Genomic DNA, 24,473 nt, shown 5'->3' on the forward strand with positions numbered 1-24,473 from the left:
CCTCAGCTGAACCGAGCTGGCGCGAACGGCGTCGGGTCGACGAAGACCTTCTGGCCGCTGACCATCTCGGCGACCATGCGGCCGGTCACAGCCGCCAGCGTCAACCCGTGATGGGCGTGGCCGAAAGAGAACCACAGGTTCCGGTGCTTCGGCGCCGGGCCGATGATCGGCATCATGTCCGGCGTGCAGGGCCGGTTGCCGAGCCAGGGCTCGGCGTCGAGCCGCTCGCCGAGCGGGAACAGGGTCCTGGCGATCGGCTCGGCCCGGGCGAGCTGCACCGGCGTCTTCGGCGCACCGCGATTGGCGAACTCGGCACCGGTGGTGAGGCGCACGCCCTGGCGCATCGGCGCCAGGAAGTAGCCGCGCTCGGTATCGAGCACCGGATGGTTCAGCACGGCGTTGCCGAGCGGCTTGTAGTGCATGTGGTAGCCGCGCTTGACCGCGAGCGGCAGGTGGTAGCCGAGCCGGCGCGTCAGCACATCGGCCCAGGGGCCGAGCGCGACGATCGCATCCATGCCGAGCGCCTTCGTGCCATCAGCCAGCGTCACGCTCCAGCGATCGCCGTCCTGCACGAGCGTGCCGGCATCGCCCTGGGCAAAGCGCCCGCCGAGCTTCTCGAACAGCGCGAGATAGGCCTTGGACAGGCCGAGCGGATCGATCACCGTCACCGGGTCGGTCCAGTGCAGGCCGCCGATCAGGCTCTGGTCGAGATGCGGCTCCTCGGCGCGCAGCTCGGCCGCGTCGAGCACACGATGGTTCAGGCCGAAATCGCGCTGCCAGCGCGCCGCCTCGGCCAGGCGGGTCTCCTGTTCGAAGGGCGTCCGGAACACCTTCATCCAGCCCTTGCGGCGGAGCAGGTCGGTCGCGCCCGCTTCCTGCGCCAGCGCGTCGTGCTCGGTCACGCAATGCTCGATCAGGGTCGCGTATTTATGCGCGATCGCCTCGTGATGTGAGGCGCGCGAGTGCATCCAGTACGACCACAGGAAGGGCGCGAGCTTGGGGATCGCGTTCCAATGGTAGTGCGCATCGATCGTGTTGTTCATCGCATAGCGGATGAGCGCGCCGAAATCATGCGGGAAGCCGTAGGGGTAGACGCCCTCGCGCTGGATCAGCCCGGCATTGCCATAGCTGGTCTCGCCACCGGGCTGGCCGCGATCGACCAGCAGCACCGAGCGGCCCGCTTTCTGCAGATGCAGCGCCACCGAAATCCCGACGATACCTGCCCCAACAACGATCGCGTCCGTGCGCATTCGACCTGACTCCGCCAGCCCTTCCCGCTAGCAAGAATAACGCCGCAGCCGGCTCTGTCAGCCGTTTCGTCGAATATTGCGGATAACCCGGCAAAGTTTCGTCATTTCTGCCGCACTTGTTGCAATGTAGCATTGACACTGGGCGATTGAGCCAATCCTGCGCAATTTTCTGCGCAAGGGCAGATCCGTCATTGCGATAGCGGGAGCGAGCGCAGCGTCAGATGCACCCCGGCGATGGTGCAGCGGGTCGAGCCACCGGCCCGCTCGATCGTCGGGATCGCGAGCGGCAGCGGCCGCGCGCTCTCGCCGATGATGTCGAGCTGTTCGGGCGTCAGGGCAGAGAAAGCCGTCGTCGACAAGGCCAGGATGCGCCCGGTCCGCCCCTGCAGCTCGATCGCATTGCCGGCGAATTTCTCGATCTGCGCATTGCTGAGCGCGATCACCTGGCGACCGGCGCGCTCGAAACGATCGACGATCTCGCCACGCCGCACCGCATCGGTGATCAGGTCGAGGCCGATCATGGCGAAATCGGTCGCAACGCACATCAGCACATTGGTGTGGTAGATGTCGGTGCCGTTGCCATCCTTGGCCGAGAACACCATCGGCTCGAAATTGAACTGGGTGCAGAAGCGCTCCAGGATGATGGGATCGGTGCGTTCGGATTTGGCGGCGTAGGCAATCCGGTCGATATGGTCGAGCACCATCGCGCCGGTGCCTTCGAGAAAGAGCCCGTCCGGTTCGAGACCGGAATAATCGATCACCTCCTGCACCCGGTAGCGGCGCTTCAACATCTCGATGACGTCGCTGCGGCGCTCGCGCCGTCGGCTTACCGCCTTCATCGGATAGATCGCGACATGACCGCCGGCATGGGTGGAGAACCAGTTGTTCGGGAAGACGGAATCCGGCGTCAGCGTGCCTTCGTCCTCGAACAGGTGCACGGTGACGCCGTGCTGCTCCAGCAGCGCGGCCGCATCGGTGATCTCCCGGAAGGCGAGCTGCGCGAGGTCGGTCGCGTCATCGTCCATGCGCTGGAAATGATTGTCGGCGGCGGTCTCGGTGTTGACCGTGAAATGATGCGGCCGGACCATGACCACGGCCGAGGGCGCCTGGACGGAGAAGGCTGGCTGTCGTGCCATCGGAGCGTCTTTCGATAGGGGTCAGCGGGCGCGCTGCAGCATGCCGAACAGATCGCGCGGATCGTCCGGATCGGCGATCATGTCGAGATTCTCGTAGAGATCCGTGCCGGCGATACGCTCGCGCAGATAGCGCAGCGCCGAGAAATCCTCGATCGCGAAGCCGACGCTGTCGAACAGCGTGATCTGCCCGGATTCACGCCGGCCCGGGACCTGGCCGGTAACGACGCGCCAGAGCTCGGTGATCGGATAGTCCTTGTCCATCTGCTGGATCTCGCCCTCGATCCAGGTCTGCGGCGGGTATTCGACGAAGGTGTCGGCGCGCAGGAGGATGTCGCGGTGAAGCTCGGTCTTGCCCGGACAATCGCCGCCGATAGCGTTCAAGTGGACGCCGCGCCCGACCATGTTGTCGGTCAGGATCGTCGCGAACTGCTTGTCGGCGGTGCAGGTGGTGATGATCTCGGCCCCCTCGACCGCAGCCTGCGCCGTGCCGCAGGCGGTGACCGAAAGGCCGCTCCCCCGCAGATTGCGCAGCGTCTTCTCGGTCGCGGCGGGGTCGATGTCATAGAGCCTGACAGCCTCGATGCCGATGACGGCCTTCATCGCCAGCACCTGGAACTCGGCCTGCGCACCATTGCCGATCATCGCCATGGTGCGGGCGCCCTTCGGCGCCAGATGCCGCGCCGCCATGGCAGAAGTCGCGGCGGTGCGCAGCGCGGTCAGCAAAGTCATCTCGGTGAGCAGGACAGGATAGCCGCTGGCGACATCGGCGAGCAGCCCGAAGGCCGTGACCGTCTGCAGGCCCGACGCGACGTTCTTCGGATGGCCGTTGACGTATTTGAAGCCGTAGATGGTGCCGTCCGAAGTCGGCATCAGTTCGATCACGCCATCGCGCGAATGGCTGGCGACGCGCGGCGTCTTGTCGAAGCTCTCCCAGCGCCGGAAATCCTCCTCGATGCGGTCGGTGAGCTCGCGCAGCATCGTTTCGATGCCGACCCGATGGACGAGGCGCATCATGTTGTCGACGCTGACGAAAGGCACCATCGCCTTGGCGGAGGGAGGAGTTGCGGTCATCGGTGGCGCCGGGTTCCAAGCTGTTGAGAGGCGACTCTACAGCGGGCGGCATGCTGGCCGAAATATCAGAACTGTGGCATTTCAGACAGTTGATTGAACAGTTTGCTCATATCAATTGTCCGTTCGGTCAGGAGCCTCGATGGTCGCCGAGATCGCGAAATATATCCCCGATGCGCTCGACCGGGCGCTGATCACGCATCTGCGGGGCGATGGCCGCGCTTCGCTCTCCAAGCTGGCGACGGTGCTGGGGGTCGCCCGCGGCACCGTGCAGAACAGGCTGGAGCGGCTGATCGAGACCGGAACGCTGCTCGGTTTTACCGCCCGCGTCCGCGACGATTACGATGAGAATGCCGTGCATGCGGTGATGATGGTCGAGGTCGTCGGCAAATCGACGACGCAGGTCATCCGCAAGCTGCGCGGGCTGCCGGAAGTCCATACGCTGCACACCACCAACGGCAATTGGGACCTGGTCGCCAATATCCGCGCCGGCAGCCTCGCCGAATTCGACCGCGTCCTGCGCGAGGTGCGGATGATCGACGGTGTCGCGAACAGCGAAACCAGCCTGCTGCTGAGCAGCGTTTAGGTGGTGTGGATAGTTGCCGGAACCGCCATCGTCATTCTGGGGCAGGCCGATAGGCCTGAGCCCGGAACCCAGAACCGATGCCGTAATGAATTTTGAACGATGGCCCAGCCGAGCCTTCGTAGAGCGGGCATCGGTTCTGGGTTCCGGGCTCTTCGCTGGCGCGAAGCCCCGGAATGACGGTGCAGCCACGGCAAAGCTGGAGCGACCTTCGACCCGCAGGACCTGAATGGCTCCATTATCGATGCCCGCCTTGTCGCCGCTCGGGAGTCCGAAGCACCCTGCCCGCGCAATGACAGTGGGCCGCCCTGCGCCTGCACCAGATGACGCCGCCGTCCGGATCGGCCAGTGTGACGCCCCGTTTTTTCTGTTCCGGTCTCGATGCTCGCCGCCCTCGCCTCCGCCCTCGCTCTGCTCGGCCGCTACGGCACGCAGGGCTTCGCGCTCTCGATCTTTCTCGGCCTCGCTCTGCCGCAATTCTCGGCGGCGGCACGCCCGCTCCTGCCGGTGACGATCTTCTGCTTCACCACGGTCGTGTTCATGCGCGCCGATCTCGGTGTCATCGCCGGGTTGGTGCGCCGGCCGGCAAAGCTCATCCTGACCTGCCTGTGGCTGCTGTTCGTCCCGGCGCTGCTGATCGCCGCGACCCTCTTGCTGCTCGGCCGCGAGGCGCTCGATCCCGGCCTCCTGCTTGGCATCGCGATCATGGGCGCGGCACCGCCGATCATGTCCTCGCCCGCCGTCGCCATCCTCTACGGCTTCGAGCCCTCGCTGATCATCGCCGGCGTCATCGTCACCACGATCGCAAGCCCGCTCGTCGCGCCGTTCCTGGTCGACTGGCTGGCAGGGGCCGCCGTCCCGCTCGATCGGTTGGCGCTGACCCTGCGGCTCGTCATGTTCATCGGCGGCGGCATGGTCGTCGCCTTCGCCATCCGGCGCTGGCTCGGAGCGGAGCGCATCCGCGCGCTGAAACCCAATCTCGATGGCTTCGGCGTGCTGATGTATTTCGTCTTCGCCATCGCGGCGATGGACGGCGTCACCAGGGCGGCGCTGGAGCGCCCGGGTCAGGTCGGCCTCTTCCTCGCCGTCGCCTTTCTGGTCTCGGCGGTCGGCCTCGCCAGCGCCTGGCTGGCCCTGCGTCGCCTCCCGGTCTCCGAACGCTTCATGATCGGCTACGGCACCGGCCAGCGGAACATGGGCCTGCTCGTCGCCGCGCTCGGCGCCGGCGTGCCGCCGACGACCTTCCTTTATTTCGCGCTGGCCCAGTTCCCGATCTACCTCCTGCCCTGGCTGCTGCGCGGCATCGCGGCGCGGATCCGGCGCAGGGAAGCCTCTGCTGACGCAGGCTGACCAGACCGGCCCCCAGGCTGCCCGCAACCGGCCGCTTCGACGGCCTGGAGCAGGGGGACGACGCCGATGAAGCTCTATTCCGGACCACTCAGCCTGTTCGGCCGCAAGGTCGAGATCGCCCTTGCCGAGAAAGGGCTGGCCTTCGAACGCGTCGTGGTGCCGTTCAACCAGATGGTCGGCTACAACCCGAAGCACCCCGACGTGCTCGCCGCCAATCCGAAGGCACAGGTACCGGTCCTGATCGATGGCGAGCTGACCCTCTACGATTCCACCCTGATTCTCGAATATCTCGACGAGGCCTATCCGCAGCCGCCGCTCTACCCCACGACGCCGATCGAGCGGGCGCGCTGCCGTCAGCAGGAACTCTTCGCCGACGAGGTGCTGTTCGGCGCGCTGCGCCAGCTCTTCCACCGCAACGGCGAACGCCTGCCGCAGACAGAGCTGGAGCAGGCGGAGAGCGCGGCCGGGGCAGCCGAAGCCCTGCTGGCGCGCTACTTCACCGACATCGAAGCGGCGCTCGGCCAGAAGCCCTATCTCTGCGGCGCCTTCTCCGCCGCGGACATCGGGATGTTCCTGATGGTGCACTATGTCCGCCGGCTGGACGGGCCGTCATTCGCTACTCTGCCGGCGCTCGCCGCGTGGTACGAGCGGGTCGCCGCGCGTCCCGTCTTCGCGACCCAGCTGGCCGAGATCGCCGATTGGGACCGCAAGCTCTCGCTGCCGCTGCAGCGCCTCTGACGCCGCAAAGCGATGGCGGCGGCGCCTATGCTGGCGTTGCCGTCTCGAAGAAATCCTGCTGACGCGAGCTGACTGCAAGCTTTGCCAGAGTTCCGGCAAGCAAAACCGGAGTTCCTGTTATGATCACGCTCTATTCGGGGCCGCTCAGCCTGTTCTCGCGCAAGGTCGAGATCGCATTGCGCGAAAAAGGTCTCGCCTTCGAGCGCATCATGGTGCCGTTCAACCAGACGACTGGCTACGACCCCAAGCATCCCGAAGTCGTCGCCATCAACCCGAAGCGGCAGGTCCCGGTGCTGAACGATGACGGGATCGTGCTCTACGATTCCACCGTGATCCTCGAATATCTCGAAGACGCCTATCCCGAGCCACCGCTCTTGCCGCTCTGCCCCGGCGCCCGTGCTCGCTGCAGGCTCGACGAGCTCTATGCCGACGAGATCATGCTGCAGGCGCTGAAGCCGCTGATGCACCGCACCAGCCCGCCGAGCACCGACCAGACCCGGCGCCTCGCCCAGGAGGCCGATGCGCTGATCGCCGAGCACGCGCTGGAGAAGCACTATGCCGTGCTCGAGGACCGGCTCGCCGGCCGCGAATTCTTCGGCGACGCCGTCTCGGTCGCCGACATCGCCCTGTTCATGAGCGTGCTGTTCTCACTTCGACTCGGCGGCCCCTCGCTTTCTCCGTTCGACGGCCTGTCGCGCTGGTTCGAGCGGCTGAAGCTGCGGCCCGCCTTCACCCAGGCCGCCGTCGAGATCGCCGAGGCGGACCGGCGCCTGTCATTCCCGTTGAAGCGGGCCTGAAAGCGGCCTTTCGCGATTGCGAGGCGAGCATGGCGGCGCTAGACCACGCCGCATGAGCACGATCCGCATCGCCCCATCCATCCTCTCCGCCGACTTCGCCAAGCTCGGCGACGAGGTCCGCGCCGTCGACGAAGCCGGCGCCGACTGGATCCATTGCGACGTGATGGACGGGCATTTCGTGCCCAACATCACCTTCGGCCCCGATGTGCTGAAGGCCATCCGGCCGCATACGAAGAAGTTCTTCGATGTCCATTTGATGATCGCGCCGGTCGATCCCTACATCGAGGCCTTCGCCAAGGCCGGCGCCGACCTGATCTCCTTCCATGTCGAGGCCGGCGCGCATCCGCACCGGACGCTGCAGGCGATCAAGGCGCAGGGCAAGAAGGCCGGCATCGTGCTCAACCCCGGCACGCCGGCGAGCACCGCCGAACCACTGATCGGCGATGTCGACCTGATCCTGCTGATGACGGTCAACCCCGGCTTCGGCGGCCAGAGCTTCATCCATTCGGTTGTCGAGAAGATCGCCCAGGTGCGCGCTTTGATCGGCGAGCGCCCGATCGCGCTCGAGATCGACGGCGGTGTCACACCGGAGACGGCCCCGCTCTGCGTCAAGGCCGGCGCCGATACGCTCGTCGCCGGCTCGGCCGTGTTCAAGGGCGGACCGTCAGCCTATGCCGCCAACATCGCCGCCATCCGCAAGGCGGCCGAGACCGCCCGCGGCGATTGGGTCTGAGAGACCATAAACGTCATGCTCGGGCTTGACCCGAGCATCTCAGGCCGGAAGAGGCTCCGAAAAGCGCTCTCTAATCCGGAGATTCTCGGGTCTGCGCTTCGCTCCGCCCGAGAATGACGGTTTAGCCTTACAAATCGATCGCGGCAAAGCCGCCATAGATCAGCCGCGTCCCGTCAAAGGGCATCGGATTGGCCTCGGGCTGCATGCGCGGATCGGCCATGATCTTCTGCCAGCCCGCATCGCGCGCGTCCTTGCTCGGCCATTCGACCCAGGAGAAGACGACGACCTCGTCATCCTTGGCCGCGACGGCGCGGTAGAAATCGGTCTGCTTGCCGCGCGGAACGTCGTCGCCCCAGGATTCGAAGACGCGCGTCGCGCCGTACTCCTTGAATAGCGGCGCCGCCTTGCGGGCGTGCTCGGTATAAGCCTCGCGGTTGGCAGCAGGCACGGCCGCAACGAAACCATCGACATAGGACATTGGTCTTTTCCTCCTTGGGTCTGTCGGCGCTCCAGAAGCGAAGAGCATCCCGCCCAGCCGGCGGGAAGCTAGGCAAGACGGCTGTCCGAAGCTGTCAGCAGATGGCCTCCGGCATTCCGTCAGCGGTCCGTCCGTGCTAGCGAGCCGGCGAGCCTTTCATCGTCACGCCGCGAGCCCGCTATGATCCCTCGTTATTCCCGCCCCGAGATGGTCGCGATCTGGGAGCCGCAGACGCGCTTCCGCATCTGGTTCGAGATCGAGGCGCACGCCACCGACAAGCTCGCCGAGCTCGGCGTCGTGCCGAAGGAGGCGGCCGCGACGATCTGGGCCAAGGCCAAGGACGCCACCTTCGACGTCGCCCGCATCGACGAGATCGAGCGCGTCACCAAGCACGACGTCATCGCCTTCCTGACCCATCTCGCCGAGATCGTCGGCCCCGAGGCTCGTTTCGTCCACCAGGGCATGACCTCCTCGGACGTGCTCGACACGACGCTCGCCGTGCAGCTCGCCCGCGCCGCCGACATCCTGATCGCCGATGTCGACGCGCTGCTCGCCGCTCTGAGGCGCCGCGCCTTCGAGCACAAGCTGACCCCGACCATCGGCCGCTCGCACGGCATCCATGCCGAGCCGGTGACCTTCGGCCTCAAGCTCGCCCAGGCCTATGCCGAGTTCGACCGCTGCCGCGCCCGGCTCGTCGCGGCGCGCGCCGAGATCGCGACCTGCGCGATTTCAGGCGCCGTCGGCACCTTCGCCAATATCGATCCGCAGGTGGAGGAATACGTCGCGGAGAAGATGGGCCTGACGCCCGAGCCGGTCTCGACCCAGGTCATCCCGCGCGATCGCCACGCCATGTTCTTCGCTACGCTCGGCGTCGTCGCCTCGTCGGTCGAGCGCCTGGCGACCGAGATCCGCCATCTCCAGCGCACCGAGGTCTACGAAGCCGAGGAGTATTTCTCGCCGGGCCAAAAGGGTTCCTCGGCGATGCCGCACAAGCGCAATCCCGTCCTGACCGAGAACCTGACCGGCCTCGCCCGGCTGGTGCGCGGCATGGTCACCCCGGCGCTGGAGAACGTCGCGCTCTGGCACGAGCGCGACATCTCGCATTCTAGCGTCGAGCGCATGATCGGCCCCGACGCCACGGTGACGCTCGATTTCGCCTTGGCCCGCCTCACCGGCGTCGTCGACAAGCTGCTGATCTACCCGCAGAACATGCGCAAGAACCTCGATAAGCTCGGCGGCCTGCACAATTCGCAGCGCGTCCTGCTCGCCCTCACCCAGGCCGGCGCCAGCCGCGAGGACAGCTACTCGATGGTCCAGCGCAACGCGATGCGCACCTGGGAGCATGGCGAGGACTTCCTCACCAATCTCAAGGCCGACAAGGACGTCACGGCGAAACTCTCGGTGGCCGAGCTGGAGGCGATGTTCGACGAGGGCTATCACTTCAAGCACGTCGACACGATCTTCCGCCGGGTGTTCGGGGAGGCTTGAGGCGGCGGCTGGATTTCACGGAACTGAACGCTATCTAGCGGCTATGAAAACCTCCGACACCGATATCCTGATCGTCCCCGGCTGGTCGGGCTCCGGGCCCGACCATTGGCAGAGCCGCTGGGAAGCCAAGCTCCCAACGGCCCGCCGCGTCGAGCAGGAGGACTGGTACAAGCCGACCCGGGACGGCTGGGCGAACCGCATCGTCGCTGCCGTCCGCGCTGCGACGAAGCCGGTCGTGATCGTCGCCCATTCGGCCGGCTGCAGCGCGGTCGCGCATGCGGCCGAGCAGCTGAAGCCGCGCGAGGTCACCGGCGCCTTCCTGGTCGCGCCGGCCTCCGAACGGGCCAAGCGCGCCATCCCCGGCATGGCGCACGACTTCGTCTCGATTCCGCGCGAGCCCCTGCCCTTCCGCTCAGTGCTGATCGCCAGCGCGACCGACCCCTATTGCACGCCGGACGAGGCGAAGGCGCTGGCCGAGGCCTGGGGCTCGGAGTTCGTCGATGCCGGCGACAGCGGCCACATCAACACCGAATCCGGCCACGGCCCCTGGCCGGACGGACTGCTGCGCTTCGCCGGCTTCATGAAGAGCCTGACGGTGGTGTGAGCGGTACGGGCTGACGCCGGCGGCAAGCGACCAGACCCGGAGAGCTTCGTCGCTCCGAAGCCGGATCGGAGTGATGGAGCCGCTCCCTAGCCGCCGTTCAAAATCAGCCGCAGCCTTGCGGTTGTCTGGGCAACGGAAGAGATCTCCTGCTCCGAGTTCATATGGTCGCGCGCATGGATCAACGCCGGACGCACGGCTTCGATCGATTTGCCGAAGCGGCCCATCCACGGATAGCGCGGCACCATCCAGAAATTGAAATGGTGCTTGGTATCTTCGTTGTAGAAATAATAAGCGAAGTCTATGCCAACGGCATTCTGAGCGCGCCTGATCTTCTTGATCAAAGGCAGGAACTCTTCGGTTTCCTGATCATTCATGTCGGCGAGAAGCTTGAAATGACGCTTGGACGCGACGATGACCAGCCCCGGAACGGGATAAGCAATATCCTGATGGGCATGGAAGCAATCTGTTTCATAGAGCGGCCCGCCAGTGACCTCTCGCCTACCGGAGACGATTTCGCAGCTTAGACAGCTCGTGCCCATATCGCGCAGATATCAGCATTTGTGACGGCGGGCACGTCCGCACTCAACCCAGAGCCGACTCTGGCAATTGCCTTGGCCGCCACCAACGCTAGATTGCTCCGTCAGCCGGCCACACCGGCAAAGCGTGGGACATCGTCATGCATGAGCTTGCTGTTCTGGTCTCCATCCTCGGCGTCTTCCTGCTCGGCGCGATCAGTCCCGGCCCGAGCTTCGTCGTGGTCTCGCGCATCGCCATCTCCGGCTCCCGCGCCGATGGCGTGATGGCGGCGATCGGCATGGGGCTCGGCGGCTTCATCTTCGCGACGATCGCCGTCGCTGGCCTGACGGCGCTGCTGTTGCAGGTCGAATGGCTCAACCTGGCGCTCAGGCTGGCCGGCGGCGCCTATCTCGTCTGGCTCGGCATCAACATCTGGCGTGCCGCGCCCGAACCGCTGGAAATTGCCGATCCAGCGAACGAGCGGCCGAACACGCTCTGGAAATCCTTGCTGAAGGCGCTCTTCGTCCAGCTGTCCAATCCGAAGACGGCGATCTTCTACGCCTCCATGTTCGCCGCTTTGCTGCCGTCGCCGACGCCGTCCTGGATGTATTTCGCCCTGCCGCCCATGCTCTTCCTGATCGAGTTCGCCTGGTACACGGTCGTCGCCGTCGGTTTCTCGTCCCGCGCGCCGAAAGCGGCCTATCTGCGCTCGAAAATCTGGATCGACCGCGCCGCCGGAGCCGTGGTCGGCGCTCTCGGCGCCAAGTTGATGACGGACAGCGTGCGCTCGTCCGTTTGATCCTGAGGCCACGGGACAGGGCCGGCTTCCCCGCCAGCGCTCCGGAGCTGCCCCTTGTCACCCCGTCGATGAAGCGGCGAAGACGGCCCGCTGAGCTTCGAACGCGCGCTGATAGGCCGGCCGCGTTTCGGCGCGGGCGACATAGGCGGCGAGGTTCGGCCGTTCCTCCAACATGCCCGACCCCTGCAACCGGCGCAGCACCGTCACCATCAGCAGGTCGCCGGCGCTGAACCCGCCGTCGAGCCAGTCGCCATCGCCAAGGTGGCTGGACAGGCCTTCGAGCCGTTTGCGAATGGTGTCATCGAGGGCGGCGAGGCGCTGCTCGTACCAGGGCTCGTCGCGCTCGAGGATCCTAACCAAAGCGCGGTCGAAGATCGGCGGCTCCAGCGTGTTGAGTGCGGCGAACATCCACATGATCGCGCGTGCCCGGGCATTCGCCTCGTCCGGCAGCAGGCCCTTATGGCGCTCGGCGATATGGAGCACGATCGCCCCCGACTCGAACAAGGCAAGATCGCCGTCTTCATAGGTCGGGATCTGCCCGAAGGGCTGAATTGCGAGATGGGCGGGCTCCTTCATCGTCTTGAATGACAGAAGACGCACCGCATAGGGCTGGCCCGCCTCTTCGAGTGCCCAACGCACGCGCATGTCGCGCGCCAACCCGTTGCCGCGGTCGGGCGAGCGCTCGAAGGCGGTGATGGTGGCGGTCATCGGTAACCTCCCAGGGCTGTTTCACGGGCTTCACGCCCAAAGGACGCAGAGCCATCGCGGCTCCCGACAATTCACTCGTTCTTTTTCTGCCTCGTGGCCTCATGATCCGATGTCGGCCAACCTGAACAAAAAAACCCGCCCCGGATCGCTCCGGGGCGGGTCATGTCTCACGCCGTGAGGCGATCAGCGACGATCAGTTCTCGACATAGGTGATCTTGCCGTCGGCACCCTTCTTCCAGGTGTAGACGGTGTAGTCCGGGCGGGTAATGTCGCCCTTCTTGTCGAAGCCGATCTTGCCGATGACCGTGTCGACCGGCTGGCCGCCATGCAGCGCCGCGGCGATCTTCTTCGGATCGACCGAGTTTGCGCGCTTGGCGCCCTCGGCCATGATCTGGACCGCGGCGTAGCTGTAGAGGGTGTAGGCTTCCGGCTTGAACTTGCGGGCCTCGAACTTCTTGAGGACCGCAGCCGCCTCCGGACGCTTCTGCGGATCCGGCGGGAAGGTCATCAGCGTGCCTTCGACGCCGGGGCCGCCGATCGTGGCGAACTCGTCGGTGGTGATGCCGTCGCCGGAGATCAGCACGGTCTTCAGGCCCTGGTCGCGCATCTGGCGCACGATCAGGCCGCCTTCGGTGTGCAGGCCACCCCAGTAGAGGTAGTCGGCGCCCGTCGACTTCAGCTTCGAGATCAGCGCCGAGAAGTCCTTCTCGCCGGCGTTGACACCTTCATAGAGCACATCCTTGATGCCCGCCTTGGTCAGGCCCTTGCGGGTCTCGTCGGCGAGGCCCTGGCCATAAGTCGTCTTGTCGTGGACGACGGCGATCTTCTTGTCCTTGAGGTTCTTGGCGATGTACGCAGCGGCAACGTCGCCCTGCTGATCGTCGCGGCCGCAGGTGCGGAACACGTTCCAGAGGCCACGCTCGGTGATCTTCGGGTTGGTCGCCGACGGGGTGATCATCAGGATGCCGTTCTCGGCATAGACTTCCGACGCCGGCATAGTGACGCCGGAGTTGAAGTGGCCGAGTACCAGCTTGACGCCGTCGCCGACGAACTTGTTGGCGACCGAGACGCCCTGCTTCGGATCGGAGACGTCGTCGCCGACCAGAACCTGGATCTTCTGGCCGAGGATGCCGCCGGCCGCGTTGATGTCTTCAGCAGCCTGTTCCGCCCCGTTCTTCAGCTGCGCGCCGAACGCCGCGTTCGGCCCCGTGATCGGGCCGGCGACGCCGAGCTTGATCTGTGCGTTCGCTACGCCCGAAAAGGCGAGGACCGCGCCAAGGGCAATTCCGCCCAAGAGCAGCTTCTTCATGCGTTGTGACTCCCCTGTGAGTATATTACGGGCCGGTTTGGCCGTCCCGTCTCGGCGCGTGGTGCCACCGTGAGACGCAGTCTTGCGCTTTTTCGCGGTGCTGTCACGCGGCAAGCCCCGTGAACTTTGGTGGTGTTTTCGGCACGTTTATGCGCTTTCGCGCGCCTTCCAGCTGAAAGGCCCGGTACGTTCGTAGAGCCAGCGGTACTGGGTCGTCATCTGGCGCGCCCGGTTGTAGCGCCAGCCGGCGAAAGCGAAGGCGAGCAGCACGATCGTGTCGACGATGTAGAAGTGCAGCGTCAGCAGCGTCGCCTGGAACAGGGCGAAATGGATGAAGCGGATCACCAGCCCCAGGACCAGCGTATAGGCGACAAGCTGGAAGGGCGGCCGCCAGGTGATCGCCACCGCCCGCCCCGTCATCCAGGCGGCCCAGCCGCCTATCACCACGGTGACGAACAGAAAGAGCCAGATGGTCGGCTCCTCGTAGAGAATGCCCTGCATCATCGTGCTCCGTTAAAAGCCCGCGGCGCTCAATGCCGCCCGCCTTCGAGATAGGCCGCCCGCACCTGCGGATTGGCGAGCAGCTCCTTGCCCGTGCCGCTCATGGTGATGACGCCGTTGACCATGACATAGCCGCGATGGGCGAGCTTGAGCGCATGGAAGGCGTTCTGCTCGACCAGGAACACGGTCAGGCCCTGGCTGCGGTTGAGTTCGCGGATCGCCTCGAAGATCTGCTTGACGATCAGCGGGGCGAGGCCGAGCGAGGGCTCGTCGAGCATCAGCAGCTTCGGCCGCGCCATCAGCGCGCGCGCGATCGCGACCATCTGCTGCTCGCCGCCCGAAAGCGTGCCGCCGCGCTGCTGCAGGCGTTCCTTCACGCGCGGGAACAACGTGCAGATCTTCTCGAGATCCTCGTCGAAATGCTCCATGCCGGCGACCGCTGCACCCATCTGCAGGTTCTCGAACACGGTCATGCGCGGGAAGATGCGTCGGCCTTCCGGCGACTGCGCGATGCCGAGGCGCGCGATCTCATGGCTCGGCATCCGCGTGATGTCGCGCCCCTCATAGGTGATCGTGCCTTCGCGGGCCTGCGGATTGCCGAAGATCGTCATCATCAGCGTCGACTTGCCGGCGCCGTTGGCGCCGATCATCGTCACGATCTCGCCCTGCCGGACATCGACGTCGACGCCCTTCAGTGCGATGATCTTGCCGTAATAGGTTTTGACGCCGCGGACGGAGAGGAGCGCCCCTGCCTCGCTCATAGACCGACCTCCGCTTCCACCTTCTCGACCTCTTCATCATCGACGCCGAGATAGGCGGCGATCACCTTCGGGTCGGCCTGCACTTCGGCCGGTGTGCCGTCCGCGATCTTGGTGCCGTAGTCGAGCACCACGACATGGTCCGAGATTTCCATCACCACCGACATGTCGTGTTCGATCAGCAGCAGCGCCGTGCCGTGGTCCTTGCGGATCGACAGCAGCAGGTTGTTGAGGTCGAGGCTCTCGCGTGGATTGAGGCCGGCGGCGGGCTCGTCGAGGCAGAGCAGCACCGGATCGGTGCACATGGCGCGAGCGATCTCGAGGCGGCGCTGGTCGCCATAGGGCAGATCGGCAGCGGGGTCGTCGGCGCGATGGATCAGGTTGATCTTCTCGAGCCAGCCCTTGGCCTTCTCGATCGCCTCTTTCTCGCGCGCCTTGTAGCCGCCGATGCCGAGTACGCCGAGGAAGGTGAAGCCCGAGGCGATCATCAGCGGATTGTGCTGCGCGACCAGCAGGTTCTCCAGCACCGTCATGCCGCCGAACAGGCGGATGTTCTGGAAGGTCCTGGCGACCTTGGCCTTCCAGGCGATGCGGAAATCCGGCATCCGCTCGAGCAGGTAGCTGTCGCCGCTATCCTGCGTCAGGGTCATCATGCCTTCGGTCGGCTTGTAGAAGCCGGTGATGCAGTTGAACACGGTGGTCTTGCCAGCGCCGTTCGGACCGATCAGCGCCGTGATGTCACCCTTGCGGGCCTCGAAGGAGAGGTCGTTGACGGCGGTCAGGCCGCCGAAGCGCATGGTGACATGCTCGACCTGGAGAAGGGGCTTGGTCGTCATCAGCCGTGCCCTTCCTGGACCATGTCGGCGGAGATCGCCTTCTTCTCCTTGAGGAAGGCGGTCGGCTCGCGGGTCGAGATCAGCCCGCGCGGCTTCCAGATCATGATCACCACCATGGCGAAGCCGAAGATCAGCATGCGGTACTTGGTCGGGTCGAAATCAGGCCCGAAGATCTGCTTCAGCCAGTCGAGCTCGCGCAGCAATTCGGTACCGCCGATCATCGCGATCGCAGCGATGGCGCAGCCCCAGAGCGAGCCCATGCCGCCGAGCACGACGATGGCGAGGATGATCGCCGATTCCATGAAGACGAAGGATTCAGGGCTGATGAAACCCTGGCGCGCCGCGAAGAACGAGCCGGCGAAGCCGCCGAACATCGCCCCGATTGAGAAGGCGGTCAGCTTGGTGTTGGTGGTGTTGATGCCGAGCGAGCGGCAGGCGATCTCGTCCTCGCGCAGTGCCTCCCAGGCGCGTCCGACCGGCAGACGCCGCAGGCGCAGGCTGACATAGGCGGTCAGCAGCGCCAGCATCAGGATGACGTAGTAGAGGAAGATCGTGCGGTAGAGCGGCGAGAACTCCAGCCCGAACACCGCCGCGAAGCCGGTGTCGCTGGCATTGAACGGAATGCCGAAGAAGGTCGGCCGCGGGATGCCGGAGATGCCGGCATAGCCATTCGAGAAGTCCGTCCAGTTGATGAGGACGAGACGGATGATCTCACCGAAGGCCAGCGTCACGATGGCGAGATAGTCGCCGCGCAGGCGCAGCACGGGAAAGCCTAGGATCATGCCCCAGAAGGCGGCGAGGATGCCGGCCATCGGCAGCAGGATCCAGAACGACAGGCCGAAATTCTTCGCCAGCAATGCGTAGGAATAGGCGCCGACCGCGTAGAAGGCGACATAGCCGAGATCGAGCAGGCCGGCGAGTCCGACGACGATGTTCAGCCCCCAGCCGAGCATGACGTAGATCAGGATCTGGACGCCGAAATTGTCGATCCATTTCAGCGCCCCGCCCCAGCCGGCGAGGTTGATCGCGATGATCGGGAAAGTCAGCAGGAAGCCGAGGCCGAACAGCGAGAACAGCTTCGAATGACGCTGGAAGAAGCCGAGCGTGCCATGCGGCAAAAGCCGCACGATCGACTTGCCCTCGCCGCGCTTCTGCTGGCGCAGCGCCATCAGGAAGCGGCCGACGAAGACGATCGCCACCGCCCAGGCCACCGAGTCCCAGCGCGGATCGAGCACGAGCTGGTTGTCGAGGTTCTGGCGCGTGCCCCAGGCGATGATCGGGATACAGAGGCCGAAGGTGATCAGCGCCGCGAAGGCGGCCTCCTTCAGCGCCGCCGTCATGTCGGCCTGGCGCTTGGCCGGCGTCGATGAGTCCATGGCCATGAGCTTTAGACCTTCTCGACTTCAGGCCGGCCGAGGATGCCGGAGGGCATGAACACGAGGACGACCGCGAGGATGCAGAAGGCCGCGACGTCCTTGTAGTCGATGGTGAAATAGGCCGACCACATCACCTCGATCAGGCCGATCAGCAGCCCGCCGAGCACGGCGCCGGGCAGCGAGCCGATGCCGCCGAGCACGGCCGCGGTAAAGGCCTTCACGCCCGGCACGAAGCCGTCATGGAAGGAGACCACACCGTAGAGCACGAGGTACATGACGCCAGCGACAGCCGCGAGCGCCGCGCCCATCACGAAGGTGATCGAGATCGTGCGGTCGACGTCGATGCCGAGCAGCGAGGCCATCTTGCGGTCCTGCTCGCAGGCGCGCTGGGCCCGGCCGAGCGGCGTCTTCTGCACCAGGTACCAGAAGGCGGCGAGCAGCACGATCGTGGTCACGATGATCACGATCTGCTTGTAGGAGATCGAGACCGGATAGGTTGCGCTGTCGATCAGCAGCACCGATTTGTTCAGCATCGGCGGCGTCGGCTTGTTGCGCGGTCCCTGCACGACCTGGACGAAGTTCATCAGGAAGATCGACATGCCGATCGCCGAGATCAGCGGCGCCAGGCGGAACGAGCCGCGCAAGGGCCGATAGGCCACCCGCTCGATCGTCCAGTTCCAGAGCGAAGTGAAGAACATCGCCAGGATCAGGACGAAGAACAGTGACAGCACGATCAGACCGGCGCCGAGCCAGGCCGAAATCAGCATGAAGAAGATCAGCGCGATGAAGGCCGACAGCATGAACACGTCGCCATGGGCGAAATTCACCATGCCGATGATGCCGAAGACCATCGTATAGCCGATGGCGATGAGGCCGTAGATCGACCCCAGGGTCAGCCCATTGATGAGCTGCTGGACGAAGACTTCCATTGAACGACGCCTAACCCCTCGAATCAATTGCCCGTTCTTTTTGCGCGGCATGACGCCGACGCATGCGGGATGCGATGTCGGCGCAGAGCTACCAACGGTCTGCGCGCTCGACAATCACCCCGCGCCACATTTCTGTCAAAAGCAATCTGCGCGACATTGCATATGCAATAGGCAGCCGATGCTGCTGCCCCGCGCGCATTCCGCGCAAGATGATTGCTCGGCATGCAGTACACGATCCCGCGACATTGGAGCTGCTTGTCGCCAATGTCGCACTACCTCCGCGCGAGATACCGGAATGGCGGCTCCGATCGCGCTTGAGGCATGCGCTTTAGGCCTCGCGCACCGGTGCGCCGGCTGCCACGATCAGCTCTCCGCGAATCCCCTGCTTCAGGTGCGCCATGGTCATCGCAGCCCCTCCCCTCGCCGACGCCGCCTACGACCAGGCGCTGGCCCTCCTCGATCGCGTCCCGCTGATCGACGGCCACAACGACCTGCCCTATGTCGTGCGGCTCGACCGGGCCGCGAAGGGCGACCTCGCAGTCTACGATCTCGGCAAGGTCCATCCCGAGACCGACACCGACATCCCGCGCATGCGCGCCGGCAAGCTCGCGGCGCAGTTCTTCGCCGCCTATGTCGCGCCGAACCATCCCAAGCCGGCCGGCTTCGCCTTGGCCCAGATCGCGCTGATGCGCCGGATCTGGCAGCGCCATGCCGACGTCTTCAGGCCGGGCCTCTCGGCCGACGACGTCGAAGCCGCCAGGAAGGAAGGGCGGATCGCCCTGTTCATGACGATCGAGAACGGCTCGGCGCTCGACAACGAGCTCGACGCGCTCGACGCCTATTGGGATCTCGGCGTCCGGCTGATGACGCTCTGCCACAACGACACCCATGACTGGTGCGATTCGGCAACCGATGCGCCGCGCCACAACGGGCTTTCCGCCTTCGGCAGAGAGGTGATCGGCCGGATGAACCGGCTCGGCATGATCGTCGACCTCGCCCATGTCGCGCCCAAGGTGATGCATGATGTGCTCGACATCAGCACGGCCCCGGTGGTCTGGTCGCACTCCAACGCCTTTTCGCTCTGCGACCACCCGCGCAACGTCCCCGACGACGTGCTCGACCGCGTCGCCGGCAACAACGGCGTGGTAATGGCGACCTTCGTGCCCGACTTCATCAGCCAGGCCTCGCGCGATTGGCACAGGCCGGCCAAGGACCAATACGGCAAGACGCCGGAAGGGCTCGACTACAAGAAGGCCGAGGCCGAGATCGTCCGCACCACCGGCCCCCGGCCGAAGGCGACGCTGGCGCAGTATTGCGACCATGTCGAATACCTGGCCAAGCGGATCGGCCACGACCATATCGGCATCGGCTCGGACTTCTTCGGCGGCGCTACCCCGGAGGGCATCGAGGACGCCTCGACCTTCCCGGCCGTGATCGCCGAACTGATCCGCCGCGGCTGGTCGGAAGAGAATCTCGCCAAGCTTGCGAGCCGCAACATGCTGCGGGTGATGCGGGCGGCCGCGAGCGTTGCCACGCGCTGAGCGCGCGGCTGCGGCAAGGCAGAAATGAGGCAAAATTTTAAGGGTATGACGCCAAAGCTGCCGGGCCCGACATTGCGAGCGGGGGCGGAGCGCTAGCTTCCCCCTGTCCGCGCCAGAACAGCCCGGACAGGAATCGTGAACCTCTTCCCCGCTTCGATCAAAAGCTATCTCGTCGCCACCATGGCGTGCCTGTGCGTGCCGGGCCTCGGCGCGCTCGCCTTCCTCGCCGAACAGGCCGCGGAGGACGTCTATACCAGCCACCGGCTCGTCAGCCTCGTCGCTGCCGACGAGGCCCTCCTCAACGCCGGCAACACCATCCGCTCCAATCGCGGCCAGGCTCAGACCGCGATCCAGGTCGCCGACGATCCGGCGCCGACGCTGAAGAAGATCGAGCAGGCCAATCGCGACGCGCTCGCCAGCGCCATGACCCTCCTGCGAGGCACGGACCTCGCCGATCGCAAGGCCCTCGCCGACGCGATCGACCAGAAGGAAAAGGCGACCGCGTCCAAGCTGCCGGAGATGTATGCCGAAGCGGGCAAACCGAAGCCGCAGCGCAGCCTCGCTGCGACCATGCCCTGGTACAATGGCGTCGGCGAGATCGAGACCGCGATGACCGCGGCCTCCGACGCGACGTCGACGGCGGTTCGCCTGTCCGATCCGGCGCTCGCCGATCTCCAGAACTTCAAGGCGGCCGGCTGGCGCGTGCGCTCGAACTACGGCACGCAATGCTCGATCCTGCGCCCGGTCTTCGGCAGCAACAAGCCGATGGACGCAACGCAATTGCGCCGGCTCGGCGAGATGCGCGGCGCCTCCGACTCCAGCGTCGCCCAGTTGACGCAGCTGGCGGCCCGCCCGGGGGTCAGCCCGGAGCTGGTGCGCAAGGTCGGCGCAATGAACGCCGAGGTCACCGCCGCCAACCGGCTGATGGACGAACAGATCGGCCGCGTCGGCCAGGGCAGCAGCCCGGTCGTCGGCGCCGAGGAATGGACCAAGCAGTGCAACGGCCCGTTCAACACCATCCTCGCCGCCGTCGGCCAAACCTTCGACGAGATGGAGAATGTCACGCAGGCGACGCTGACGCGAGCCTGGACCCGGCTCGCCATCACCGGCGGTCTGTTCCTCGCTTTGCTCGCCATCTGCATCGTGAGCTGGCGCGGCGTGCAGCGCCGCATCGCCCGGCCGCTGGTCCAGTTGCAGATGTCGCTGGCCGGCATGCAGGCCGGTGACTTCGCCCAGAAGATCCCGGCCCCGCCCTGCCCCGACGAGATCGGCACGCTGAGCGAAGCACTCGAGGACTACCGCCAGAACGCGCTCGCGCTCGAAACCAACCGGCGCGACCGCGAGGTCGCGATGCTCGCCGACGCCGAGCAGGCCGCCAAGGTCCGCACCCTCGTCGGCGAGGTCGCCGGGATCGTTGCGGCCGCCCGCGCCGGCGACTTCTCCGGCCAGGCCGAAGCCGGCGATGTCGACGGCCCGCTGCGCGAGCTGGTCGAGGGCGTCAACGAGATCAACGCCGTCGTCGATGCCGCGACCACCGAGTTCGCCGATGCGATGCAATCGCTCGCCGCCGGCGATCTCACCCATCGCGTGACGACCGGCTATCGCGGCCGCTTCGCCGCGCTGCAGGAGGCGATCAACCAGACCGCCGAGCGACTCTCGACGACGATGCGGACCATCCAGGCCAATGCCTCCGATGTCGGCCTCTCGGCTCGCGAGATTTCGACGGGCGCCGACGACCTCTCCAAGCGCACCGAGGAGCAGGCTTCCTCGCTGGAGGAGAGCGCCGCGACCACCGAAGAGCTCGCAGCCTCGGTCAAGGCCTCGGCGCAAGGCGCGCAGCAGGCCGTGCGCCAGGCCGGGCAGGCGATGCAGGTCGCCCAGGATGGCGGCGCCATCGCCGGCGAGGCGATCCAGGCCATGGCGCGCATCGAGCAGGCCTCGAAGAAGATCTCCGAGATCGTCTCGGTGATCGACGGCATCGCCTTCCAGACCAATCTGCTCGCGCTCAACGCAGCGGTCGAAGCCGCCCGCGCGGGCGACGCCGGCAAGGGCTTCGCGGTCGTCGCCTCCGAGGTCCGCACTTTGGCACAACGCTCGGGCGAGGCAGCGAAGGATATTTCGGGGCTGATCTCCTCCTCGAACACGGAGGTCGAGGCCGGCGTGAAGCTGGTCCGCCAGGCCGGCGATGCCCTGACCCGCATCGTCGAGGCTTCGCGCGGTGTCCAGAACACCATCTCCGAGGTCGCGACGGCCTCGACCGAGCAGGCCAATGGCATCGAGGAGATGAGCCAGACCGTCGCCCATATGGACGAGATGACCCAGGCGAACGCGGCGCTGGCCGAGCAGAGCGCGGCATCAGCCAATGCGCTCGCCGGCAAGATCGCCGAACTCAATGCCCTCGTTGCGGCCTTCAGGACCGGCGACGAGCTGGCGCCGGCCGCTGCCGCGCCATACGCTCCCCCGCCGCTGCGCACCTCTGACCTGGCGGCGATCGCCAGCGGCCAGGGTGCGGAACCGGAACGCCTGCGCAAGCTCGCTGCGGCAATCGCCGAGCAGAAGAAGACGGCGCCGCGCCAGGCTCCCGCCCGCAAGCGCGCCAACACCCGCGCCGACGATGCCGGCTGGGAAGAATTCTAGGACGTATCCTGCATCGCGGCATAAAAAAGCGGGCGCGGCTTCGGCTGCGCCCGCTCTGCGTTTAGCAGAACATTAAGCATGGTTTGGCACGCTTTTGCCTGATCTCCGGCAAGCGGGAAGGCCACGGCGTTGTCCACAACAAGCTCACGCTCGGCCGCATCGCGCCTGACGATCCAGCTCCGCATCGCGCTGGTCAGCGTCGTCTTCGTCCTCGGCCTCGTGCTGATCGGCATGGCGTCCTGGACCGGCAGTGGCCGGCTCACCGCCGCCTTCGAGGACCACAAGGCCTATTCCGCCCTTGCCGCCCGCTCGCGCGAGGTGCGCGCTGCGAGCTACGCGCTGAAGGCGCAGAGCCGCGATGTCCGCTTCCGCCAGGAAGCCACGGATATCAACGACTTCAAGACTGGTCTTGAATCACTGAAGCAAGCGGTCGCCCGCCTCGGCGGTTCGCCAGGCGCCGAGCGCCTGCGCGACGGCATCGCCGCGGTCGAGGCGCCGCTGAAGGCGATCGAAGCCGATTTCACCGCCATCGGCAAAATGCAGCTCGCCTTGCGCTCCGCTGCGCCGGAAGGCCTTGCCGCGCGGGTGGAAGAAGCTGCTGACGCGCTGGCGACCAAGGTCCGCTCCAACAGCATGGGCTCGGATTCGGCCGACCTCGCCCGCCTGCCCGGCATCCTCGCGGCCTTGCGCCGGATCGATGCCGCCTATCGCCTCTCCCTCGATGAGAGCCTGCTCGGGCAATGGGAGGTCGAACAAGGCCGCTTCGAACGCGCGCTCGCCCGCCCAGGCGTCCCGGCCGAGGCCAAGGCCGAGATCGAGCCGGCGTTCAAGGCCTATGCCGAGATCGTCCCGGCCTGGAGCAAGGCCGAGAAGGACTTCATGCTCGCAGGCGAGAAGCTCTCCGGCGAGTTCGACCTGATCGCCCCGCCGCTGCAAGAGCTCGAAACCCGGCTCTCCGCCGAGGAGGCGCAGGCCGGCGCTCGCCTCGCCGAGGCGCAGAGCTGGACGCAGATGACCATCCTGGGAACGATCGCGGCCGCGCTGGTGCTCGGCCTGATCGCCGCCTTCATCGTCGGCCGCACCACCGCCCTGCCCCTGCGCCGCCTGCGCGACGCCATGCTGAAGCTCGCCGCCGGCGACTACGAGGTCGCCATCGCCGGCCTGTCGCGCCGCGACGAGATCGGCCAGATGGCGCAGGCCGTGCAGGTCTTCAAGGACAACGGCCTGGCCGTGCAGCGGCTCGAGGCCGAGACCAGCGAAGGCCGCGCCGAGGCCGAGCGCCAGAGCCTCGCCAGCGCCCGCCAACGCGAGGAGGCTGCCGCCGCGCAGGGCTCGCTGCTCGCCGAGCAGCGCGAGGTCGTCGCCCTGCTGGCCGATGCGCTCGCCCGCCTCTCGCAAGGCGATCTCACCGTGCGGATCGAGGATGCGGTCGCGCTCGACTACGAGACGCTGAAGCAGGATTTCAACAGCGCGATCGAGCGCCTCGCCGCCACCGTCGACGCGATCAAGGCGACTTCGGTCGAGGTCGCGACCGCCGGCCGCGAGATCACCAGCGGCGCCGATGATCTCTCCAAGCGCACCGAGGAACAGGCCTCGTCGCTGGAAGAGAGTGCCGCCACGACTGAGGAGCTCGCCGCTTCCGTGAAGGCCGCGGCCGACGCCTCGCGCCAGGCCGCCAGGCTCTCGCACGAGGCGAGTGGCATCGCCCGCAAGGGCGGCTCCATCGTCGACGATGCGGTCCAGGCGATGACCAGGATCGAGAAAGCCTCGCACCAGATCTCCGACATCACCTCGGTGATCGACGAGATCGCCTTCCAGACCAATCTGCTCGCCCTCAATGCAGCGGTGGAAGCGGCGAGAGCCGGTGACGCAGGCAAGGGCTTCGCCGTCGTCGCCAGCGAGGTGCGCACCCTCGCCCAGCGTTCGGCGGAAGCCGCCAAGAGCATCTCGGCGCTGATCAAGGCCTCGAACACGCAGATCGGCGACGGCGTCGAGCTGGTGCGCTCGGCCGGCGCCGTGCTCGGCCAGATCGTCGAGGCCTCGCAGCGCGTCGCGACGACGGTCACCGAGGTCTCCTCGGCCTCGTCCGAGCAGGCCAGCGGCATCGACGAGATGAGCCAGACCATCGCCCATATGGACGAGATGACTCAAGCGAACGCCGCGCTCGCCGAACAGAGCGCCGCTTCGGCCACGGCGCTGGCGCAGCAGATCGAGCGGTTGAACGGACTGGTCGCAGCATTCCGGACGCGTGACGGCAGCGGCCCGGTTTTTGACGCCTCCCGCGAACGTCGCCGCGCCTGACCGGGGCGGTTGACGAAGCCCACTCAGCCGGCGCATG

23 protein-coding genes are annotated in these 24,473 nt (G+C 66.2%); 11 read left to right on the forward strand and 12 right to left on the reverse strand.

The genetic code is table 11. The features are described 5' to 3' along the window. Nucleotides 1-2: 2 nt before the first annotated feature. The 3 genes from AC07O0_RS00870 to ocd all read right to left on the reverse strand — a co-directional run bounded on the left by AC07O0_RS00870 (nucleotide 3) and on the right by ocd (nucleotide 3,457). A complete protein-coding gene (locus AC07O0_RS00870) occupies nucleotides 3-1,250 on the reverse strand; it encodes an NAD(P)/FAD-dependent oxidoreductase (RefSeq protein ID WP_494619258.1) in 1,248 nt (415 codons plus the stop codon). A 188-nt stretch (nucleotides 1,251-1,438) separates the two neighbouring features. Then, on the reverse strand, nucleotides 1,439-2,386 hold the full coding sequence (ctlX, locus tag AC07O0_RS00875) for a citrulline utilization hydrolase CtlX (protein ID WP_494619260.1): 948 nt from the start codon (nucleotides 2,384-2,386) through the stop codon (nucleotides 1,439-1,441). 21 nt (nucleotides 2,387-2,407) lie between these two features. Next, on the reverse strand, nucleotides 2,408-3,457 hold the full coding sequence (gene ocd / locus AC07O0_RS00880; RefSeq protein ID WP_494619261.1) for an ornithine cyclodeaminase: 1,050 nt from the start codon (nucleotides 3,455-3,457) through the stop codon (nucleotides 2,408-2,410). 139 nt (nucleotides 3,458-3,596) lie between these two features. Between ocd and AC07O0_RS00885 the strand changes: the two genes are divergently transcribed. From AC07O0_RS00885 to rpe, 5 genes are all read left to right on the forward strand, one after another. Next, nucleotides 3,597-4,040, forward strand: coding sequence for an Lrp/AsnC family transcriptional regulator (locus AC07O0_RS00885; protein WP_494619263.1), 444 nt, complete (start codon nucleotides 3,597-3,599; stop codon nucleotides 4,038-4,040). A 378-nt stretch (nucleotides 4,041-4,418) separates the two neighbouring features. Continuing rightward, nucleotides 4,419-5,387, forward strand: coding sequence for a hypothetical protein (locus AC07O0_RS00890; RefSeq protein ID WP_494619265.1), 969 nt, complete (start codon nucleotides 4,419-4,421; stop codon nucleotides 5,385-5,387). Between the two features lie 66 nt (nucleotides 5,388-5,453). Continuing rightward, on the forward strand, nucleotides 5,454-6,125 hold the full coding sequence (locus AC07O0_RS00895; protein ID WP_494619267.1) for a glutathione S-transferase family protein: 672 nt from the start codon (nucleotides 5,454-5,456) through the stop codon (nucleotides 6,123-6,125). Nucleotides 6,126-6,244: 119 nt separating this feature from the next. Continuing rightward, a complete protein-coding gene (locus tag AC07O0_RS00900) occupies nucleotides 6,245-6,922 on the forward strand; it encodes a glutathione S-transferase family protein (protein WP_494619269.1) in 678 nt (225 codons plus the stop codon). Between the two features lie 52 nt (nucleotides 6,923-6,974). Next, a complete protein-coding gene (rpe, locus tag AC07O0_RS00905; RefSeq protein WP_494619270.1) occupies nucleotides 6,975-7,655 on the forward strand; it encodes a ribulose-phosphate 3-epimerase in 681 nt (226 codons plus the stop codon). 127 nt (nucleotides 7,656-7,782) lie between these two features. On the opposite strand, the gene AC07O0_RS00910 is transcribed toward rpe, so the two are convergent. Continuing rightward, nucleotides 7,783-8,133, reverse strand: a complete 351-nt coding sequence (locus AC07O0_RS00910) for a DUF1428 domain-containing protein (RefSeq protein ID WP_494619271.1) — start codon at nucleotides 8,131-8,133, stop codon at nucleotides 7,783-7,785. Nucleotides 8,134-8,313: 180 nt separating this feature from the next. On the opposite strand from AC07O0_RS00910, the gene purB reads away from it, so the two are divergent. Together purB and AC07O0_RS00920 are read left to right on the forward strand one after the other, a co-directional pair. Beyond that, nucleotides 8,314-9,621 (forward strand): adenylosuccinate lyase, encoded by a 1,308-nt coding sequence (purB, locus tag AC07O0_RS00915; RefSeq protein ID WP_494619273.1) that lies wholly within the window; start codon nucleotides 8,314-8,316, stop codon nucleotides 9,619-9,621. Nucleotides 9,622-9,664: 43 nt separating this feature from the next. Continuing rightward, entirely contained in the window at nucleotides 9,665-10,225 is a 561-nt protein-coding gene (locus AC07O0_RS00920; RefSeq protein ID WP_494619274.1) for an RBBP9/YdeN family alpha/beta hydrolase, read from the forward strand. An 86-nt stretch (nucleotides 10,226-10,311) separates the two neighbouring features. Here the strand turns inward: AC07O0_RS00920 and AC07O0_RS00925 are convergent, their stop codons facing one another. Further along, on the reverse strand, nucleotides 10,312-10,764 hold the full coding sequence (locus tag AC07O0_RS00925) for an HIT family protein (protein WP_494619276.1): 453 nt from the start codon (nucleotides 10,762-10,764) through the stop codon (nucleotides 10,312-10,314). 137 nt (nucleotides 10,765-10,901) lie between these two features. On the opposite strand from AC07O0_RS00925, the gene AC07O0_RS00930 reads away from it, so the two are divergent. Next, on the forward strand, nucleotides 10,902-11,540 hold the full coding sequence (locus tag AC07O0_RS00930; RefSeq protein WP_494619278.1) for a LysE family translocator: 639 nt from the start codon (nucleotides 10,902-10,904) through the stop codon (nucleotides 11,538-11,540). Nucleotides 11,541-11,597: 57 nt separating this feature from the next. Here AC07O0_RS00930 and AC07O0_RS00935 read toward each other — a convergent pair whose 3' ends face one another. The 7 genes from AC07O0_RS00935 to AC07O0_RS00965 form a co-directional block, all read right to left on the reverse strand. Then, nucleotides 11,598-12,248, reverse strand: coding sequence for a glutathione S-transferase family protein (locus AC07O0_RS00935; RefSeq protein WP_494619280.1), 651 nt, complete (start codon nucleotides 12,246-12,248; stop codon nucleotides 11,598-11,600). Nucleotides 12,249-12,441: 193 nt separating this feature from the next. After that, nucleotides 12,442-13,557, reverse strand: a complete 1,116-nt coding sequence (locus AC07O0_RS00940; protein ID WP_494619281.1) for a branched-chain amino acid ABC transporter substrate-binding protein — start codon at nucleotides 13,555-13,557, stop codon at nucleotides 12,442-12,444. A gap of 147 nt (nucleotides 13,558-13,704) precedes the next feature. After that, a complete protein-coding gene (locus AC07O0_RS00945) occupies nucleotides 13,705-14,058 on the reverse strand; it encodes a DUF6867 family protein (protein ID WP_494619283.1) in 354 nt (117 codons plus the stop codon). A 29-nt stretch (nucleotides 14,059-14,087) separates the two neighbouring features. Further along, nucleotides 14,088-14,819, reverse strand: a complete 732-nt coding sequence (locus tag AC07O0_RS00950; RefSeq protein ID WP_494619284.1) for an ABC transporter ATP-binding protein — start codon at nucleotides 14,817-14,819, stop codon at nucleotides 14,088-14,090. Beyond that, nucleotides 14,816-15,652, reverse strand: coding sequence for an ABC transporter ATP-binding protein (locus AC07O0_RS00955; protein ID WP_494619285.1), 837 nt, complete (start codon nucleotides 15,650-15,652; stop codon nucleotides 14,816-14,818). The genes AC07O0_RS00950 and AC07O0_RS00955 overlap by 4 nt, the downstream gene beginning before the upstream one ends. Beyond that, on the reverse strand, nucleotides 15,652-17,034 hold the full coding sequence (gene livM / locus AC07O0_RS00960) for a high-affinity branched-chain amino acid ABC transporter permease LivM (RefSeq protein ID WP_494619287.1): 1,383 nt from the start codon (nucleotides 17,032-17,034) through the stop codon (nucleotides 15,652-15,654). The genes AC07O0_RS00955 and livM overlap by 1 nt, the downstream gene beginning before the upstream one ends. Before the next feature lie 5 nt (nucleotides 17,035-17,039). Next, nucleotides 17,040-17,957, reverse strand: coding sequence for a branched-chain amino acid ABC transporter permease (locus tag AC07O0_RS00965; protein ID WP_494619288.1), 918 nt, complete (start codon nucleotides 17,955-17,957; stop codon nucleotides 17,040-17,042). Nucleotides 17,958-18,355: 398 nt separating this feature from the next. On the opposite strand from AC07O0_RS00965, the gene AC07O0_RS00970 reads away from it, so the two are divergent. The 3 genes from AC07O0_RS00970 (at nucleotide 18,356) to AC07O0_RS00980 (ending at nucleotide 24,436) form a co-directional block, all read left to right on the forward strand. Next, the gene (locus AC07O0_RS00970) at nucleotides 18,356-19,498 is read left to right on the forward strand and encodes a dipeptidase (protein ID WP_494619290.1); all 1,143 of its coding nucleotides are present in this window, start codon (nucleotides 18,356-18,358) and stop codon (nucleotides 19,496-19,498) included. 135 nt (nucleotides 19,499-19,633) lie between these two features. Next, nucleotides 19,634-22,135 (forward strand): methyl-accepting chemotaxis protein, encoded by a 2,502-nt coding sequence (locus AC07O0_RS00975; protein WP_494619291.1) that lies wholly within the window; start codon nucleotides 19,634-19,636, stop codon nucleotides 22,133-22,135. Nucleotides 22,136-22,264: 129 nt separating this feature from the next. Then, nucleotides 22,265-24,436 carry a methyl-accepting chemotaxis protein gene (locus AC07O0_RS00980; protein WP_494619292.1) on the forward strand — a complete coding sequence of 724 codons (2,172 nt, stop codon included), beginning with the start codon at nucleotides 22,265-22,267 and terminating at the stop codon, nucleotides 24,434-24,436. Nucleotides 24,437-24,473 lie beyond the last annotated feature (37 nt).

It is taken from the genome of Allobosea sp. GW821-FHT10B12 (assembly GCF_059415545.1).

Bases quoted from the DNA above. Each gene is read 5' to 3' on its own strand.
- AC07O0_RS00895 (WP_494619267.1), top strand. From the start codon at position 5,454: ATGAAGCTCTATTCCGGACCACTCAGCCTGTTCGGCCGCAAGGTCGAG.
- AC07O0_RS00950 (WP_494619284.1), bottom strand. From the start codon at position 14,819: ATGAGCGAGGCAGGGGCGCTCCTCTCCGTCCGCGGCGTCAAAACCTAT.
- AC07O0_RS00885 (WP_494619263.1), top strand. From the start codon at position 3,597: ATGGTCGCCGAGATCGCGAAATATATCCCCGATGCGCTCGACCGGGCG.
- AC07O0_RS00965 (WP_494619288.1), bottom strand. From the start codon at position 17,957: ATGGAAGTCTTCGTCCAGCAGCTCATCAATGGGCTGACCCTGGGGTCG.
- AC07O0_RS00900 (WP_494619269.1), top strand. From the start codon at position 6,245: ATGATCACGCTCTATTCGGGGCCGCTCAGCCTGTTCTCGCGCAAGGTC.
- AC07O0_RS00870 (WP_494619258.1), bottom strand. From the start codon at position 1,250: ATGCGCACGGACGCGATCGTTGTTGGGGCAGGTATCGTCGGGATTTCG.
- AC07O0_RS00925 (WP_494619276.1), bottom strand. From the start codon at position 10,764: ATGGGCACGAGCTGTCTAAGCTGCGAAATCGTCTCCGGTAGGCGAGAG.
- purB (WP_494619273.1), top strand. From the start codon at position 8,314: ATGATCCCTCGTTATTCCCGCCCCGAGATGGTCGCGATCTGGGAGCCG.
- AC07O0_RS00890 (WP_494619265.1), top strand. From the start codon at position 4,419: ATGCTCGCCGCCCTCGCCTCCGCCCTCGCTCTGCTCGGCCGCTACGGC.
- ctlX (WP_494619260.1), bottom strand. From the start codon at position 2,386: ATGGCACGACAGCCAGCCTTCTCCGTCCAGGCGCCCTCGGCCGTGGTC.
- AC07O0_RS00920 (WP_494619274.1), top strand. From the start codon at position 9,665: ATGAAAACCTCCGACACCGATATCCTGATCGTCCCCGGCTGGTCGGGC.
- AC07O0_RS00955 (WP_494619285.1), bottom strand. From the start codon at position 15,652: ATGACGACCAAGCCCCTTCTCCAGGTCGAGCATGTCACCATGCGCTTC.
- AC07O0_RS00910 (WP_494619271.1), bottom strand. From the start codon at position 8,133: ATGTCCTATGTCGATGGTTTCGTTGCGGCCGTGCCTGCTGCCAACCGC.
- AC07O0_RS00970 (WP_494619290.1), top strand. From the start codon at position 18,356: ATGGTCATCGCAGCCCCTCCCCTCGCCGACGCCGCCTACGACCAGGCG.
- livM (WP_494619287.1), bottom strand. From the start codon at position 17,034: ATGGCCATGGACTCATCGACGCCGGCCAAGCGCCAGGCCGACATGACG.
- AC07O0_RS00935 (WP_494619280.1), bottom strand. From the start codon at position 12,248: ATGACCGCCACCATCACCGCCTTCGAGCGCTCGCCCGACCGCGGCAAC.
- rpe (WP_494619270.1), top strand. From the start codon at position 6,975: ATGAGCACGATCCGCATCGCCCCATCCATCCTCTCCGCCGACTTCGCC.
- ocd (WP_494619261.1), bottom strand. From the start codon at position 3,457: ATGACCGCAACTCCTCCCTCCGCCAAGGCGATGGTGCCTTTCGTCAGC.
- AC07O0_RS00945 (WP_494619283.1), bottom strand. From the start codon at position 14,058: ATGCAGGGCATTCTCTACGAGGAGCCGACCATCTGGCTCTTTCTGTTC.
- AC07O0_RS00940 (WP_494619281.1), bottom strand. From the start codon at position 13,557: ATGAAGAAGCTGCTCTTGGGCGGAATTGCCCTTGGCGCGGTCCTCGCC.
- AC07O0_RS00930 (WP_494619278.1), top strand. From the start codon at position 10,902: ATGCATGAGCTTGCTGTTCTGGTCTCCATCCTCGGCGTCTTCCTGCTC.